This is a genomic window from Acinetobacter apis, from assembly GCF_900197575.1.
GTDB classification, from domain to species: domain Bacteria; phylum Pseudomonadota; class Gammaproteobacteria; order Pseudomonadales; family Moraxellaceae; genus Acinetobacter; species Acinetobacter apis.
Genome location: NZ_FZLN01000001.1, coordinates 804,818 through 820,918, shown reverse-complemented (window position 1 = coordinate 820,918; position 16,101 = coordinate 804,818). Strand labels below are relative to the sequence as shown.

The following is a 16,101-nucleotide window of genomic DNA, read 5'->3' as shown; positions in this document are numbered from 1 at the left end:
ACTGTATTTCAATACAGTCAAACCTACATCGGTGTTTATACCCCGTAATGACGGATTTGCCATGCACGGTGGATTTTTTGATTTCGTTTGAAGTCAGGTGCAATGGTGGATGCTGTAATTTCAACGACATCAAACATGGCTAAAATTTCTTCATCCATTTCAAAGCCACGGTAGTTATTTGAAAAGTACACCACACCACCTGAACTTAAACGGTTCATTGCACGTTTTAATAAAGAAATATGGTCACGTTGCACATCAAATGTGCCATGAAATTTCTTAGAGTTTGAAAAGGTAGGTGGGTCAATAAAGATCATGTCATATTGTTCATGACCTTCTTTTAACCATTCAAAGCAATCTGCTGCGAAAAATAAATGTTGCTCATCGGCATGATCTACCGTTAAACCATTTAACACAAAGTTTTCTTTAGACCAATTCAGGTAGGTGTTTGATAAATCAACACTTGTTGTGCTTGCAGCACCAGCAAGTGCAGCGTGTACACTGGCAGTAGATGTATAGCTATACATATTTAAGAAGTGTTTTCCACGTACTTCTTCTGCAATTCTCAAACGAATTGGGCGGTGGTCTAAAAATAATCCTGTGTCTAAATAGTCAGTTAAGTTAACAAGTAATTGAGCATTACCTTCTCGAACAACAAAGCGTTTTGAGGCTGTACTTTGTTTTTCATATTGCGTTTTACCACTTTGTTTGGCACGTGTTTTAATGAAAATTGCATCACGATTTAAGCCGGTGACAGCACGAATTGCAGCCAATGCCAAGTTAAAGCGTTTTTTGGCTTTTTCTGGGTCAATGGTTTTTGGTGGTGCATATTCTTGCACATGTAAACGGTCGCCATATAAGTCAACTGCAACATTAAAGTCAGGTAAATCTGCATCATAAAGACGTAAACAATAAACTTGCTCTTTCACGGCCCATTTTTTTAGTGCCGTCATGTTTTTTTGTAAGCGGTTGACAAAATCTTGTGCACCTTCCACTTCAACAGGTTCAGCATGCCAAGTTTGTAGAAAGGGTTGTTGTACTGGTGCTGCTTTAACCTCACCTAAACGCACATAAATTGGCAATTTACCATTCATTAAACGTAAGGTTTTTGGGTCATTTAAGGCCAAGACATCAGCTTGTTCAACTTGTGCTGCAATGACTGCTACAGGTTGATGAGGAAAGAACGTTTGTAAGCGTGATGATATACCCATGTATAGCGCTTTATTTGATGCTTTCTCACCCAAACGTTCGCCATACGGGGGATTGGTGACAACAAAGGCACGTTGACCGGCTTGTAAGTTAAAGTCAGGCCAATCGGCTAAAGTACGTTCTTCGATTTTAATTTGATGCAAAATTGGTTCGAAACCTGCTGCCACTAAATTTAAGCGCGTGGCTTTCACCGCATCCCAATCTGCATCATAAGCATGAATTTGCGGCAGTGGTTGGTTTAAGGCTGCTTCATGTCGTGCTGTAGCTTCTGATTTAATTTGTGTCCATAAATCGTGGTCGTGTCCATGCCAACCATTAAATCCAAAGCGACGTGTTAAGCCTGGCGCACGGTCTGTTAAAATCATGAGAGATTCAATAATAAATGTACCTGAACCACACATTGGATCTAAAATTAAATCAGGTTTAAGAGTCGCAATTTGTGCTTTATGCAAAATCGCTGCTGCTAAATTTTCTTTAATTGGCGCATCTGTCATATAGTGGCGATAACCACGTTTATGCAGTGAATCACCTGATAAATCTAGGCAATAAAAATGTGATGTTTTACCTGCCAATACATAGAGGGTAATTTCAGGTTGTTTAATATCAATACTTGGACGTTTACCCACGGTGTCCATAAAGCTGTCAACAACACCATCTTTAACACGTAAGGTGGCAAATTGCGTGTTGACCTTAATATCACGTTCAACATGTAAGCGAATAGCAAAGGTACTTTGCGGTGCAAAAATTAAAGACCAATCAAAATTTACTGCACCTTCAAATAGCTCTTCTGCGACATCACGAACATCATGAGTGTGTTCCAGTTCATGTTCATAAATTGGCATAACCACACGAGAGGCAAGGCGTGACCATAAGCAAATTCGGTAAGCTGTTTCGAGAGTACCTTTGAAAATTAAACGACCCGTACGACGTTCGATGTGGGTTGCACCTAATAGCGTTATTTCTTCTTCTAATAACAACTCTAAGCCATCAGCACAGGTAACCCAATAGGTAGACAAACGTTGTGGTGAATTCATGAAAACTTCCAAAACAAAACAAGCAAAGGGGGATTTTACCGTATTTTACGCCTGTTTGGCTTGTGTTATTTCTCGATTTTTTGTATTGCCATGACTGCGAATGAGGCGCATTTTCCGATACAATGTGTCAACTTAAAGCGGTCTACAGGAATCTTCTATGCATTTTGCAAGATTACATACTCCAAGTCAGATTCAATTGAATGAACAAGGACACTTAAAACATTTTGTCAGCATAGAAGGTTTGTCTGAAACCACACTGACACAAATTTTAGATACTGCTGAAACCTTTATAAACAATAACAATCAATTAATTACCTCGCCACTTCTTGAAGGGCGCACGGTGATGAATTTGTTTTTTGAAAACTCAACACGAACACGAATGACATTCGAAGCAGCTGCCAAACGGTTATCTGCCAATGTATTGAACATTGATATAGCACGTTCAAGTACTTCAAAAGGTGAAACACTACGTGACACCTTGTGGAATTTACAAGCCATGGCAGCAGACATTTTTGTGGTACGGCACTCGTCATCTGGGGCAGCACATTTCATTGCCAAAGATGTTTGTCCAAATGTGGCAATTATCAATGCAGGGGATGGGCGACACGCACACCCAACCCAAGCCATGCTAGACATGTTAACGATCCGCCGTGAAACTAAAAAACCATTTTCTGAACTGAGCGTTGCTATTATTGGCGATATTAAGCATTCGCGAGTGGCGCGCTCAGATGTAGCTGCTTTACAAACATTGGGTTGTAAAGATATTCGCGTGATTGCCCCGAATACTTTGCTACCTTATGGCTTTGATGAATATGGCGATGAAGTCCGCCTATTTAAAAACATGGATGAAGGGGTGAAAGATTGTGATGTCATTATGACTTTGCGTATTCAAAATGAACGTATTGAGTCACCTGCATTGGCATCGCAGTTAGAATTTCATAAATTGTATGGGCTTAATGAAACACGCTTAGCTACAGCAAAACCAGATTGTATTGTAATGCATCCAGGACCGATGAATCGTGGTGTTGAAATTACATCGAGTATTGCCGATGGTCCGCAATCTGTCATTTTAAATCAAGTCACCAATGGTATTGCTGTTCGTATGGCTGTGTTGGCTTTGGCAATGCAAGGTCAATTGGAAGCACAAGGCTTACTAAACACAATGATGGCTGAATAAGGGGAATTCACATGACTGCGGTAAAAATTGAAAATGTTCGTGTACTTGATCCCATTCAACAGACCGACCATATTGAAACTGTCTACTTTAAATCAGGTCAACGTGTTACCCATTTAGATCAGGTCGATGAAACCATTGATGGTCAGGCATTGTGGCTGATGCCAAGTATGGTCGATCTCTGCGCACGCTTACGAGAGCCGGGGCAACAGCAGCACGGTACATTAAAATCTGAAGGACATGCAGCACGTGCGCAAGGAATTTTGCATGTGATTACTCCACCAGATTCAAAACCGATTGTGCAAGACAACGGCGCTTTGATTCATGGTTTGGTCGAGAAAGCGTGGCAAGATGGAAAAATTCACTTAAGTATTATTGGTGCACAAACCCAAGGGTTAAATGGTCAACAACCTGCCAATATGGCAGGATTGAAAAAAGGTGGATGTTTATTTGTATCGAATGCCAATGCCCCTTTTGCCGATGATGATGTGATTTTAAGAACTCTTGAATATGCTGCAGGCTTAGATTTAACAGTCATTTTTTACCCTGAAGAAGCACAACTTGCCAAAGATGGTTGTGTACATGAAGGTTTTGTGGCTTCGCGCCAAGGCTTGCCTATGATTTCAACATTGGCAGAGACGGTAGCGATTGCTAAATATTTATTGATGGTTGAAGCAACAGGTGTGAAAGCTCACTTTAGCTTATTGTCATGTGGTGCATCAGTTGAGCTGATTAAAATTGCTAAAGACAAAGGCTTGTCTGTTACGGCAGATGTAGCAATGCATCAATTGCATTTAACCGATGCATTGATTGATGGTTTTAATGCATTGGCTCATGTGCGACCGCCATTACGTTCAGAGAAAGACAAGCAGGCATTAAGAGAAGGCGTACAAGCGGGTATTATTGATGCGATTTGTACCCATCATGAGCCGTTAAATGGTTCAGCCAAATTAGCACCATTTTCAGAAACAGAAGCAGGTATTTCTGCATTTGACAGTTATGTGGCATTGGGTGTGCAATTGGTCAATGAAGGGGTATTAACACCATTACAATGGGTTGAAAAGGTGACCACTGCACCGGCACATGTCGCCAATATGCTTAATACATGGCAACAGCAAGCAGGTTGGGTGTTAATTGATCCTACAGCAATATGGGTATTGAACTCTGAATCTATGCATTCACAAGGTAAAAATACCCCCTTGATTGGGCAACAATTGACAGGTCAAGTAAAACAGACGTTTTATCGGTAAGTCGATTGACCAATCAGTGAGAAAAGCCAGCACTTGTGCTGGCTTTTCTTTGAGTCAAAGCTTATTTCTTCTTTTTTCTACTCAGGGTGACTTCAGGCTGAGGCGGTTCTTCTGTTGCCATCTCTACCGCGACTTTTTTAACGTCTTTCTTTTTCTTTTTTTTCTTCTTTGGTTTTTCTTCTTCGACTGCACCATCTTCAATAGATTGCCAATAATTGAGTTGATCCATCACGGCTGCATAGATTGATCCTTTGCTGTATTGACCTTTTTTATCCAATTGTCCCACAGGTCGCGCCATGAGTAATTCTAATGCTTGGTCAATGGTATCAATGGCATGGACATGAAATTGTCCTGCTTTAACTGCTTCAATCACATCTTGGCGTAACATCAAATGTTGCATATTTTGCCGAGGTATAATAACGCCTTGCTTACCTGTAAACCCTTGTAGTTGGCAAGCATCATAGAAACCTTCAATTTTAGCGTTGACACCACCAATAGGTTGAACTTGCCCCAATTGATTCATTGAACCTGTAATCGCAAATGATTGATCAAGTGGAATTTGGCTGATGGCTGAAATTAAGGCTGAAAGTTCTGCAACAGTTGCACTGTCACCATCTACTTGTCCATAGCTTTGTTCAAAAGCAAGTGCAGCTGAAAAGTGTAAAATTTGCTCACGACCAAAATGGGCTTTTAAAAAGCTCGACATCAATAACACGCCTTTGGCATGTAAAGAACCACCCAATTCAACACTGCGCTCAATATCCAAGATATCACCACCACCTTGATATACAGAGGCTGTTAATCTTGAGGGTAAACCAAATTCGACATCTGCATAATGAATTACAGAGAGGGCATTAATTTGACCTAAGCGATGACCTTGGGTTTCGATGAGTTGTGTGCCACGGGATAAATCTTGCCAATACAGCTCACGTAAATAGCCTAAACGGTACTGACGGTGTTGTAACGCCATATTAATATGTTTATCTGTGACCGTTTTTTCATTCGCTTGTAATGCATGATGGTGAGATTCTCGAATTAAATCTCCCAATGTGGATGCATGCAAAGACAATGAGCTTTGATCTTCCGCTTGACGGCTTGAATCTGTTAACAGTGCGACCAAGGCAGAGCGATCAAAAGGTAAAAGTTTATCTACTTGGACATAGTCTGCAATGAGCTGCATATAGGCTTGTTCATTGGCTTCATTGCGTTCAAGAGTATCTGTAAAGTCTGCACGGATTTTAAAAACACTACCAAGCTCAGGTTCTAATTCTAAGATTTCATAATAAACATCAGGCTCTGCCAATAAAACCACTTTCAGTTCTAATGGAATTGCAGCAGGCTCAATTGAAATACTGCCGGTTAATGTTAGCATGTGCTCTAACGAGGAAAGCTTTAGCTGACCTGATTTTAAAGCACGTTTTAAACCTTGCCATGCATATGGTTGTTCTAATAAATGTTCAGCTTCTAAAATTAAAAAACCGCCATTGGCTTGATGGAGTGAGCCTGCACGTATTAACGTGAAATCTGTGGTAATGGTGCCGTGTTGGGTGAGTTGTTCAACATGACCTAACAAATTATAATGGGTTGGAAAATCTTCAAAAATGACCGGTGCACCTTCATTGAGCGTATGGCTTACCACCACATTGGCTTGATAGCGAGAGGGCACACGGCTAAATAAAGCGGGAATAAAATCATCTTCTGCTTGTTCAAGTACAGCTTCAACATTATTAATGATATCTGCAGCATAGCGCTCTAAATAATTTTGTAAGCCATCAACCATTTTATATTTTTTGATTAACGCTTCAATTCGAGGAATAATCACTTGTTGTGCAATTTCTCGGTTGAGCTCTGTAACTTGGTCACGAGCAACATCTTCTAAATCACCGAGTTTTAAGCCCAAGCGTTCAAGCTTTTTATTCATCCGACGTACATTGGTTGTAATTTCAGCACGCTCTTCAGGCGATAGCGTACTTAAATCATCCTGCGTCATTTCTTGTACTTGAGATTCTTTGGTATGCACAGGGACAAAGCAATGTTGTTCATTGCGGGTGGTGAGCTTTAACCCAATTTCTTCACCTTTTTGGGTGAGGTCAACCAAGACATCTTGTTGTTCACGTCCAGTTTGTTGGCGAATGAGTTCAATATCATCACGATATTTTTCCGCACCAAAGCGACGTTCAAGCTGTCTTAATATTGTTTGCCAATTTTCATGCAGTTGATTTTGAAATTTAACCGCTTGCCCTGTTGGAAAGCGCAGTACGATAGGTTGGCGTGCATTTTCAAAGTTATTCACATAAACCCAATCATTCGGCGTTGGCATTGATTTAGCGTGTTGCTTTAACAGTCGCTGAATCATGGTGCGTTTACCGAGTCCTGCTGTACCTACAGCAAAGATATTGTACCCTGAATATGGCAGCGAAATCCCAGCTTCAACAGATGCCCGGGCACGATCTTGTCCTAAAAAGTTATTGAGCGGTTTAATACGACGTGTCGATGCAGGTACATTGCTTAAATTGGTTAAATGCGTGAGCTTGTCAGGACGTAACACGGTTTGTTGTAATGTTGTTTGTATAGATGGCTGATCAAAAGCAGAAATGACGCCGTGCTTGGTTGCTGTGGTTTTTATCGCGGTGTTCTTTGGTAATGCTGAATTCATCTGATCAATTCTATAGAAGTTACTGTAAAATGAAAAATAAACGCTGGTGTTTTACGTCAAGGTACATTCATAGTAAAACAATCTGCACACTAAGACCATTTAAAATGCATGAAAAAAGTAACAAAGCACCTTATCTTGTTGCAAGATTGGTCTGAAAGGTTTTGAATAACCACTTTCATATTTAATAAGAATATCGTGATCTCATGACCATGCCAAGCCAACGTTGGACCCATGCATTTTTGGCGTTTTTTGACCGCCGTGCGCTCGTTATGTTTTTTTTGGGATTCTCCGCAGGTATCCCTATATTATTGATTTTTTCGAGTTTATCACTGTGGCTTGGTGAGGCAGGCATTAATAAAAGTGCGGTAACCTTTTTTAGTTGGGCTGCGCTTGGCTATTCATTTAAATTTGTTTGGGCACCTTTAATTGATGAAATTCCGATCCCTGTACTCACACGGCTTTTAGGCCGACGACGTGCATGGCTGTTGGTTGCTCAATTCATGATTGTGCTTGCCATTGTTATTATGGCACTCACCAATCCAGCATTAGGACAGCAAGCAATTGTTCAAATGGCGGTGGGTGCGGTATTACTTGGCTTCTCTGCAGCAACTCAAGATATTGTCATTGATGCATATCGTATTGAATTAGGCGATCCACAAATACAAACGATACTTGCCTCAACATACAATGCAGGTTATCGAATTGGTATGATCATTGCGGGTGCAGGTGCGTTATTTTTAGCAGCATGGCTTGGTACCTCAAAAGCAAATTATATATATAGTGCATGGAAATGGACATATTTAACCATGGCACTTGTCATGGTGATAGGAATTGTGACCACACTTGTGATTCGTGAGCCTGAAGTAAGCCGTAGTGCAAAGCAATATCAAGCCCAAGATTATTTTCGTTTGGTAGCTGTCTTCTTTTTAGCAGTGACAGGCTTTGTTTCAAGCTATGTTTTGCTTAATCCTGTCACGACATTCATCACACAAACTTTTGCGATTCAAGATAATATTTTATTGTTTGTGGTTGAAAGTATTCGCTTTGTCGCTGCGGTTTTAAGTGCTGTATGTATTGGTTGGGCATTGGTAAGCTTTGGTATAGTTAAAAAACAGATGGCTGTTGAAATTTGGGTGAGCCCAATTCAAGATTTCTTCACGCGTTATGGTGTTAAGCTGGCATTGGTTTTACTGCTATTAATTGGTTTTTATCGTATTTCAGATATTATTGCAGGCGTGATTTCGAATGTATTTTATCAGGATTTAAATTTTACCAAAGAAGAAATTGCTAAAGCCGTAAAATTCTATGGCGTTATTTTTTCATTATTGGGTGGCTTTTTAGGCGGTTTACTTGCACAACGTTTTAACATCATGAAATTGATGTTTATTGGTGCTATTTTAGCCAGTTCTACCAATTTAATGTTTATTGGCTTAGTCAAGTCAGGTCAGCCATTAGATGCCGTCAATGTTCAAATTGGTGAGCACCATTATACCGTGTGGCCTGATGAGGTTGGATATTGGAAGCTAAGCGCACCATCTAGTGATTTTGCAAATCAAGACTATCTTCAAGTTCATACCCAGTATCAGCAGGCACCACATTCTAAAGTTGCAATGCAATTGCCTATACTACGAGAAGATGGCCCATCACAGGTTCAGATATTTCCTCTGAATCGCCAAAATCTAGTGTCGACTGTTCATTCACAGCAAGAATATGTACTTAAAGGACAATATATTGATCGATTAAATCGCGCTAGAGCGGATCAGCCAATCGTTGTATCTGTTGGCGATCATCACTATATGCCATCACCTGATGCATCAGGTGTTTTTAATGTTCAAGTCGACCAAAAAATACTTTTAGAAAACATAAATAAACAAATAAATGTCTTAATTTATGATAAAAATAATCAGGTATTAGAACGAAAAATGCTGACATATCAAACGACAACAGCACCTATATCGGATGCATTAACGGTCGATGTCAAAGCATTACCCTTGATTAACCCTGTCTCAACAGATAAGGTAAATATTGAAGGTAAAGTGATTAAAACGTACAGTTCTACTTGGCTCTATGTTGCAATTATTATTGATAATTTGGCATCAGGATTGGCAGGGGCTGCATTTATTGCCTTTCTTTCAAGTTTAACCAGCGTCTCTTTCACTGCAGTACAATATGCTATTTTTAGTTCACTGATGACCTTAACGCCGAAAATATTAGGTGGGTATTCAGGAACCATTGTCACGCATATTGGCTACCCACAATTTTTTATGATGACAGCCTTATTGGGGATTCCAATTTTGGTTTTGGTGATCTGGGTTTCAAAACTATTAAATAAACATCAATCTATTTCATAGCAAAGAAAGGACAATATTATGCGCATGTTACATACCATGATACGTGTAGGCAATTTAGAACGCTCATTGGCATTCTATACTGAAGTGCTCGGTATGCAGCTTCTTCGTCAGCGAGATTATGAAGAAGGTCGTTTCACATTGGCCTTTGTCGGTTATGGCGGGGAAGATGATCACACAGTGCTAGAGCTTACCCATAATTGGGATACTGATCATTATGATTTAGGTGCAGGTTATGGTCATATCGCGATTGGTGTAGATAACGCTTATCAAGCTTGTGAAGAAATTAAAGCCAAAGGCGGAAAAGTTGTTCGTGAAGCAGGTCCAATGAAAGGCGGTGAAACCGTGATTGCATTTGTTGAAGACCCAGACGGTTATAAAATTGAGCTGATCCAACAAGATGCCAGCGCACGTGCATAACACCGCATAGATCGAATATTGCTTGCTTAATTACTACAAAAAACGTTAGCTAACTGGCAGGCAATATTATACAATATGCACACTTGTTGTGCTTTGCCCTAGCAAATTCAGCTTCGGTGGGCCAAGAGAATGGTCTGTTATGGTGTCGATCTGTGGTTTTTTCCTTTTTAAACGATTAAAAAGAGTGATCGATAAGCGATGACAGCTTAGCCTTTCTTTATTAGGAGTTATTGAATATGCGTTCAGGTATTCATCCAAATTATACAGCACTTGTTGCAACTTGTTCTTGCGGTAACGTAATCAACACTAAATCTGCAAGCGGTAAAGATTCTCTTTATCTTGATGTTTGCTCTGCATGCCACCCGTTTTATACTGGTAAGCAAAAAAGCGTTGACACTGGCGGTCGTATTGACAAGTTCAAACAACGTTTCTCTGGTATGTCTCGCACAATTAAGCGCTAAGACATTCAGACAAAAAAAACGAGCGATAACGCTCGTTTTTTTATGCCTTTTGTTTAGGCAATTGGAATCTTTTTATGGAAATAGCTGCCTTGTAAATAACGAATATCTACATTCCATGCATCCGCAAAATCATTCATGTCATCTAGTTTTGGTAAAATGAAAGCAGTTTGTGGATAGCGCTCTTTATACTCATCAAGTTGCTCTTGCAATTGATCAAGAGTCATACCTGTTGCTGCAATCTCAGCAAGTTTGATATCAATATAGCAAAATACAGGATTCATGCTTTCAATTAAATGAGAGCGATTTTCATGCATTGAAAATTTTCGCAGCGCAATATCAATACCTTTGGCATGTAGTTCTTGCCACACCGGATGCTCTACCAATTGATGCGCGTCAATTTCATTGAAATCAAATTCTAATGTCACCGCATGTGGGTGTGCAGCATAATTAAAGACTTTTGAAATTTGTATTAAATACGGCAATAAACCATTTTGCTGAACCAATGTGGTATGCAAACTGATAATAAATTTGGTATCAGGTGACGTGGTTATATGTTCACGAAGTTCTTTAAATGCTTTTTCTAAGATAATTTGGTCAATTTTTACAGACTCATCAGCTGAAATAACCTGTGGTGATTGCACATGAAGATTTGAACTAAGCTCATAAAGATTAAGCTGAGTATCCTCTTTATCATAAATTTGCTGATAATAAATCTCTAAAGCATCGCTTGTCACAGGGGCTTGTTGTTTCGCTAAGCCATCTGCAGTGTACTGAACATCTGCTGATGAAATAGTTTCATAATCTTCAGGCAATAACAGCTCAACATCTTTTTTGCTTTGGGTGGCTTGTGATGTATTACTTTCTAATTGATGTGCTTTGGCTTGTAAATACAGTACATCAAGCTCTTCTTGCGAGTTAAATGGCTGATCAAATTCAGTTAAACCAAAAATAAATTGGGTATTGATGTGTTTACCATTTGCTATGGTGATATCTACTGATTTTAATTGGTCTAAGCTTGAAACTTTTGCTTTTAAATCATCAGATGACTCAATGGCAATAACACCTGTCCATGCACATGGGGAAAGCTGAATTAACATGCCTGAGAAAAAAAGATCAATTTGTTTAGACAATTCACGGATATATTGGTCTGTTTCAAGCAAATCAAGTTTTAGAATATCAGGGTATGCAGATGCATCTAAATCAAGAGAAATTAATAAATATTTCTTAATATTTTCGGTAGTTAAACTATTTTTTAGCGTTTCATAGGCACAAACAGCTGGTGGCTGGTTACCCACAGCATCGCTTTGGCTTTCACTAATATGGACATGAATATCATCATTGTCTAAATCTGAGAAAACCTTTAATGATAAGGGGTTTTTTAGCGATAAGTTTTCATGATCTGATTCAATTTCGATATAAGTGGTTTCTAAATTGGCAAGGCTTGCTGCTTTGAATGCTGCTTTAAAATGGTCAAGATCACGTGGTTGTAAAAAATCAAGTAAGGGAAAACCATCAATGTCTTCCATATTGAAGATGTCTTTGACAGTTTGGTTAGCATCAACAATGATACCTTCTTGTACAATCAAGCTGGCTTGGTCAGATTGTTCTTCATTGGCTGTATTAACACGATTATTGATGGCATTAAACTTGTCACTTAACGTATTTTTTTCTTGTAAGACACGGCTAAAATGAATCGCGCGAATAAGCTTGGTATAAAATGAGCTGGTTTTTTCAATATTTAGACTATCAAAAACATCAAGTTGGGATAAGACATGCTGATGTTCGTTTTTATCGTCAGGGTTTTCAAGGACGAGGCACGGCAATTCTGGGAAATTTGATTTTTGAATGATTTGCAGTGTTTGATCAATTTTTAAATCATATGCACGACCAAAAAGGACCAAGTCCCATTCGCTTTGAATGCGTTTTTGAAAAGATTCTAAATCGTCAAGCAATATAGCAACAACTTCATGCTTATTTTCTTTCAATAGCTCAAGAATTTTATTGTAGCGAGTTTGATGATCATCAATCACGATCAGATGAATTTTTTTCTGATTCATATTTTTTTCTATAGATCTATTGATCATTTTAAACCATCCCATAAGTCTAAATTGTTACGCGATTTAGCATATTGCGAAATAAACGAGTTTAATATCTTTTGGTCTTCGGCATTTAATACCTTAAAGTTAAATTGTGCGAAACCGTGATTCACAAGCTTAGCTGTCGTTAGATAAATTTTAATTGCTTGTGCATTAAGATTAACATCAATATTTTTATTTTCCTGAAAAATTTTGGAATTGGGTACAATAATTGAAAAACTCGGTTCGTTCAATAGATCTTGTTTTCTTATGAGTAGCGCAGCGTAGTCATTTGATGTTTTTTGATCACTTTGATCATCAGTCACTCGACATGGAATCAGCTCTTGTGAAAGTATTTCAACACCAAACTCAACTTGGTCATTGGGCAATTGCTTAATCCAACGAATGGCTCCACCACGCCAAGGACTTTGGTTGTTTTCTTGTACCAAAATAAACTCTTCCACATGTAAACCGACAGGCGCTGTATTCTTGGTCCAATGCATACGGTAACCATTGACACTGATATCAAGAATATTACATTGGTATAAACGTGGTAATTCTTTGGGTCTAGTATATACAGCTTGATATTGGTCGGTCATCAATAAGTCAAATTTCTCATTTTTTTTCACCACCAATTTAAACGCTTTTGAATTGGTTAAATAGTGATAAGCATTGTCTAAGCCAAAAGTGATTTGAATGCTCGATGAAAAATTATAACGTTGATAACGGCGTTCAGATGGATAATTTAATGTATTAAGCAAATGAAAAATAAGGGATGGACTTAAATACTTTTTTTCTGTGGCAGATAAATTTTTATCGCCTGGTAAATTAGCCAAATTAATATGCTGTAATAATGGATTAATTTCCATGTAAATGCATAGTTTATGGCGTTCTTGAGTATGAAATTGTTGTAAGCGAGGCGGTGCATCAACAGTTAAGTCAATAAAATAGCGCGTATACAGTGTTTCTTTCAATGAAAATTGAATGTAGCTGACCCATTCAAAGCTACACTGATACAATGCATAAATTTCATTGGGGCGGACTTGCTGTGTATTTAAAATATCAAGCAGTGTAATTTGCTTATACAGGCTTGCAATATTGGTCACATTATTTTGGCTATGAGCAAATTGTGGTTGGCATGACTTAATATTGATTTGATGATATTTATGTTTTAACGCAGAGCGAAAAAGGGTATGGGTCATTTGCCATTGTCCCATTAACGACTCTTTATATAGCGTTAACTGATGTCTTTTGAGTAAAGACAGTTGTTCTAAAGCAAGATAACTTGATAGTGCACGTAGCTTTCTGAACTTACGTTGTTTTTTAGCAAAACAAAATGGCAGTTTTGAATCAGATGTTTTTAAATGAATATTTAACACCACATCTGAATAAATACGGATAATATAACAACGAAACTGTTGTATTAAATCTAAAATATTTTCATGATGATGCGATGTGAAAGGAATTTCATCCATGACATTTTGGGTAAAGAACACCAACACTTGCTCGATCGGCAAATGCAACACTTGCATCATATTAAACTTAACTTCAGCTTCAATATTGAGCTCAGAAATTTCAATAAGTGCGTTAAATAAAAGTTTAGATGTATCTCCTAATTGCGATGTTGGCAGTTGCTCTAACCATTGCCTGATGCCAACTACATCTGTGGTACAGAAGCTGAGAACATCTCGCGTATAAAGAGAAGGATCTGTGAAAATGTCTGACGAGATCATGTTTAAATTCAACAACTGTATATAAGCATTACTTTAATGGATTTCCCCATAAAGAGGCGTTTTATTTTTCTCACCTGCAATTTCACGAACAAGTTTAGGCACTAAATAACCCGGCAAAGTGGCTAAAACATCTGTATATAGCTGGTTTATAACCTGAGGTTCTAAGTCAAAATGTGCAGCGCCTTTCACCTTGTCCAATACATGCAAATAATAAGGTAGTACTTTCGCCTCAAAAAGTCGATAGCTTAAAGCCTCAATTGTCGCAGCTGAATCATTTATACCTTTAAGCAAAACAGATTGGTTTAATACTGTAATCTGTGTGGCAGATAACTGCGCGAGCGCTGCTATCGTGAAGTCGTCTAATTCATTGGCGTGATTGGCGTGAATCACCAAAACAATATTCAAACGGCTTTGCTTGAGCATAGTAATTAATTCATGGTCGAGGCGCTCTGGAATAACCACAGGAACTCGTGAATGAATTCTGAGCATTTTAATTTGTGGAATAGATTCAATTCGCTCTAACCAAAGTTTAAATTTCGAATTACTTAGCGTTAAGGGGTCACCACCGCTAAGAATCACTTCATTAATTTTAGCTTGTGATTCAATGTAAGATTTGATGTGTGCCCAATCTTTGGATTTGGGTAAATTGTCTTGATAGGGGAAGTGGCGTCTGAAACAATAGCGGCAATGAATTGCACAAGCCCCTGTTAGGGTCAATAAAAAACGAGATTCATATTTATGCAAAACGCCGGGAAGTTGAGTAGCTTCTTCTTCACCAAGCGGATCGGCAACAAAGTTTATATGGTCTTCAAGTTCAAGATGGTGTGGTAAAACTTGTAACAACAGCGGATCGAAAGGATCATTCGGTACCATTTTACGGACAAATGCGCGTGGTACACGAAGTTTAAATTGTTCAGATGCAAGCAGTGCACCAGATAATAATTGATCTGTTGATAGGTTTAATGTGGTGAGCAGCTCATAAGGGTCTGTAATAAGATCACTCAATTGACTTTTCCAGTTTTGCTCACGGAACAAATAGTTTATCATACGACCTATTAAAAAAATGCTAGTCTAGCATTAATCGATTTATATTAGTACGTTCGGAGTGTGCCATCCATGGCCAATTATTCTACAAATGATTTTAAACAAGGCTTAAAAGTCATGCTTGATGGCAACCCTTGTTCAATTACTGAAAATGAGTATGTTAAACCAGGTAAAGGCCAAGCGTTTAGCCGTGTTAAATTACGTAATTTGAGAACGGGTAAAATTTTAGAGAAAACATTTAAATCAAATGAATCTTTAGAAGCAGCTGACATTGTCGAAGTTGAAATGGAATACTTATACAATGATGGCGAAATGTGGCATTTCATGGATCCAGCATCATTTGAACAAATTGCAGCAGATAAAGTTGCAATGGGTGATGCAATTAAATGGTTAAAAGACGATTCAAATGAAAAATGTTCAATCATGTTATTTAATGGCGTGCCATTAACAGTGAATGCGCCAAATTTCGTGATTTTGAAAATTGTTGAAACAGATCCTGGTGTGAAAGGTGATACCGCAGGAACAGGTGGTAAGCCTGCAAAACTCGAGACAGGTGCAGTTGTACGTGTTCCACTGTTTGTACAGCAAGAAGAGAAAATCCGTGTTGATACGCGTACAGGTGATTACCTAGAACGCGCTTAAATTTGCGGTCTGTTACAAAAAAGAGGGTATTTTCCCTCTTTTTTGTACCTTTTTATAA

The 16,101-nt window shown here is 38.6% G+C and carries 11 protein-coding genes; 6 read left to right on the top strand and 5 right to left on the bottom strand.

Going from position 1 to position 16,101, the window contains the following annotated elements; translation table 11 throughout:
• Window positions 1-35: 35 nt before the first annotated feature.
• Window positions 36-2,240 carry a bifunctional 23S rRNA (guanine(2069)-N(7))-methyltransferase RlmK/23S rRNA (guanine(2445)-N(2))-methyltransferase RlmL gene (gene rlmKL / locus CFY84_RS03805; RefSeq protein WP_088822857.1) on the bottom strand — a complete coding sequence of 735 codons (2,205 nt, stop codon included), beginning with the start codon at window positions 2,238-2,240 and terminating at the stop codon, window positions 36-38.
• Between the two features lie 157 nt (window positions 2,241-2,397).
• Between rlmKL and CFY84_RS03800 the strand changes: the two genes are divergently transcribed.
• The gene (locus tag CFY84_RS03800) at window positions 2,398-3,417 is read left to right on the top strand and encodes an aspartate carbamoyltransferase catalytic subunit (protein WP_088822856.1); all 1,020 of its coding nucleotides are present in this window, start codon (window positions 2,398-2,400) and stop codon (window positions 3,415-3,417) included.
• 11 nt (window positions 3,418-3,428) lie between these two features.
• Window positions 3,429-4,664: a dihydroorotase gene (locus CFY84_RS03795; RefSeq protein ID WP_088822855.1), complete on the top strand. Its 1,236-nt coding sequence runs from the start codon at window positions 3,429-3,431 to the stop codon at window positions 4,662-4,664.
• Between the two features lie 61 nt (window positions 4,665-4,725).
• On the opposite strand, the gene CFY84_RS03790 is transcribed toward CFY84_RS03795, so the two are convergent.
• Entirely contained in the window at window positions 4,726-7,320 is a 2,595-nt protein-coding gene (locus CFY84_RS03790; RefSeq protein WP_088822854.1) for a Lon protease family protein, read from the bottom strand.
• 203 nt (window positions 7,321-7,523) lie between these two features.
• On the opposite strand from CFY84_RS03790, the gene CFY84_RS03785 reads away from it, so the two are divergent.
• From CFY84_RS03785 to rpmE, 3 genes are all read left to right on the top strand, one after another.
• Complete coding sequence (locus CFY84_RS03785; protein ID WP_088822853.1) at window positions 7,524-9,671, top strand: AmpG family muropeptide MFS transporter; 2,148 nt, start codon at window positions 7,524-7,526, stop codon at window positions 9,669-9,671.
• An 18-nt stretch (window positions 9,672-9,689) separates the two neighbouring features.
• Entirely contained in the window at window positions 9,690-10,088 is a 399-nt protein-coding gene (gene gloA, locus CFY84_RS03780; protein WP_088822852.1) for a lactoylglutathione lyase, read from the top strand.
• Between the two features lie 236 nt (window positions 10,089-10,324).
• Window positions 10,325-10,549, top strand: coding sequence for a 50S ribosomal protein L31 (gene rpmE / locus CFY84_RS03775; RefSeq protein ID WP_088822851.1), 225 nt, complete (start codon window positions 10,325-10,327; stop codon window positions 10,547-10,549).
• Between the two features lie 53 nt (window positions 10,550-10,602).
• Here rpmE and CFY84_RS03770 read toward each other — a convergent pair whose 3' ends face one another.
• From CFY84_RS03770 to epmB, 3 genes are read right to left on the bottom strand one after another with little or no spacing between them, the layout of a single operon-like run.
• Window positions 10,603-12,606: an EAL domain-containing protein gene (locus tag CFY84_RS03770; RefSeq protein ID WP_171289031.1), complete on the bottom strand. Its 2,004-nt coding sequence runs from the start codon at window positions 12,604-12,606 to the stop codon at window positions 10,603-10,605.
• 23 nt (window positions 12,607-12,629) lie between these two features.
• Complete coding sequence (locus tag CFY84_RS03765; RefSeq protein WP_088822849.1) at window positions 12,630-14,357, bottom strand: GTPase; 1,728 nt, start codon at window positions 14,355-14,357, stop codon at window positions 12,630-12,632.
• Between the two features lie 33 nt (window positions 14,358-14,390).
• The gene (gene epmB / locus CFY84_RS03760) at window positions 14,391-15,404 is read right to left on the bottom strand and encodes an EF-P beta-lysylation protein EpmB (RefSeq protein WP_088822848.1); all 1,014 of its coding nucleotides are present in this window, start codon (window positions 15,402-15,404) and stop codon (window positions 14,391-14,393) included.
• Window positions 15,405-15,473: 69 nt separating this feature from the next.
• Between epmB and efp the strand changes: the two genes are divergently transcribed.
• Window positions 15,474-16,043: an elongation factor P gene (gene efp, locus CFY84_RS03755; protein WP_088822847.1), complete on the top strand. Its 570-nt coding sequence runs from the start codon at window positions 15,474-15,476 to the stop codon at window positions 16,041-16,043.
• Window positions 16,044-16,101: the final 58 nt, after the last annotated feature.

Excerpts from the sequence above, each read along its gene's own strand:
- rlmKL (WP_088822857.1), bottom strand. The coding sequence starts at position 2,240 with ATGAATTCACCACAACGTTTGTCTACCTATTGGGTTACCTGTGCTGAT.
- CFY84_RS03800 (WP_088822856.1), top strand. The coding sequence starts at position 2,398 with ATGCATTTTGCAAGATTACATACTCCAAGTCAGATTCAATTGAATGAA.
- CFY84_RS03795 (WP_088822855.1), top strand. The coding sequence starts at position 3,429 with ATGACTGCGGTAAAAATTGAAAATGTTCGTGTACTTGATCCCATTCAA.
- CFY84_RS03790 (WP_088822854.1), bottom strand. The coding sequence starts at position 7,320 with ATGAATTCAGCATTACCAAAGAACACCGCGATAAAAACCACAGCAACC.
- CFY84_RS03785 (WP_088822853.1), top strand. The coding sequence starts at position 7,524 with ATGACCATGCCAAGCCAACGTTGGACCCATGCATTTTTGGCGTTTTTT.
- gloA (WP_088822852.1), top strand. The coding sequence starts at position 9,690 with ATGCGCATGTTACATACCATGATACGTGTAGGCAATTTAGAACGCTCA.
- rpmE (WP_088822851.1), top strand. The coding sequence starts at position 10,325 with ATGCGTTCAGGTATTCATCCAAATTATACAGCACTTGTTGCAACTTGT.
- CFY84_RS03770 (WP_171289031.1), bottom strand. The coding sequence starts at position 12,606 with ATGAATCAGAAAAAAATTCATCTGATCGTGATTGATGATCATCAAACT.
- CFY84_RS03765 (WP_088822849.1), bottom strand. The coding sequence starts at position 14,357 with ATGATCTCGTCAGACATTTTCACAGATCCTTCTCTTTATACGCGAGAT.
- epmB (WP_088822848.1), bottom strand. The coding sequence starts at position 15,404 with ATGATAAACTATTTGTTCCGTGAGCAAAACTGGAAAAGTCAATTGAGT.
- efp (WP_088822847.1), top strand. The coding sequence starts at position 15,474 with ATGGCCAATTATTCTACAAATGATTTTAAACAAGGCTTAAAAGTCATG.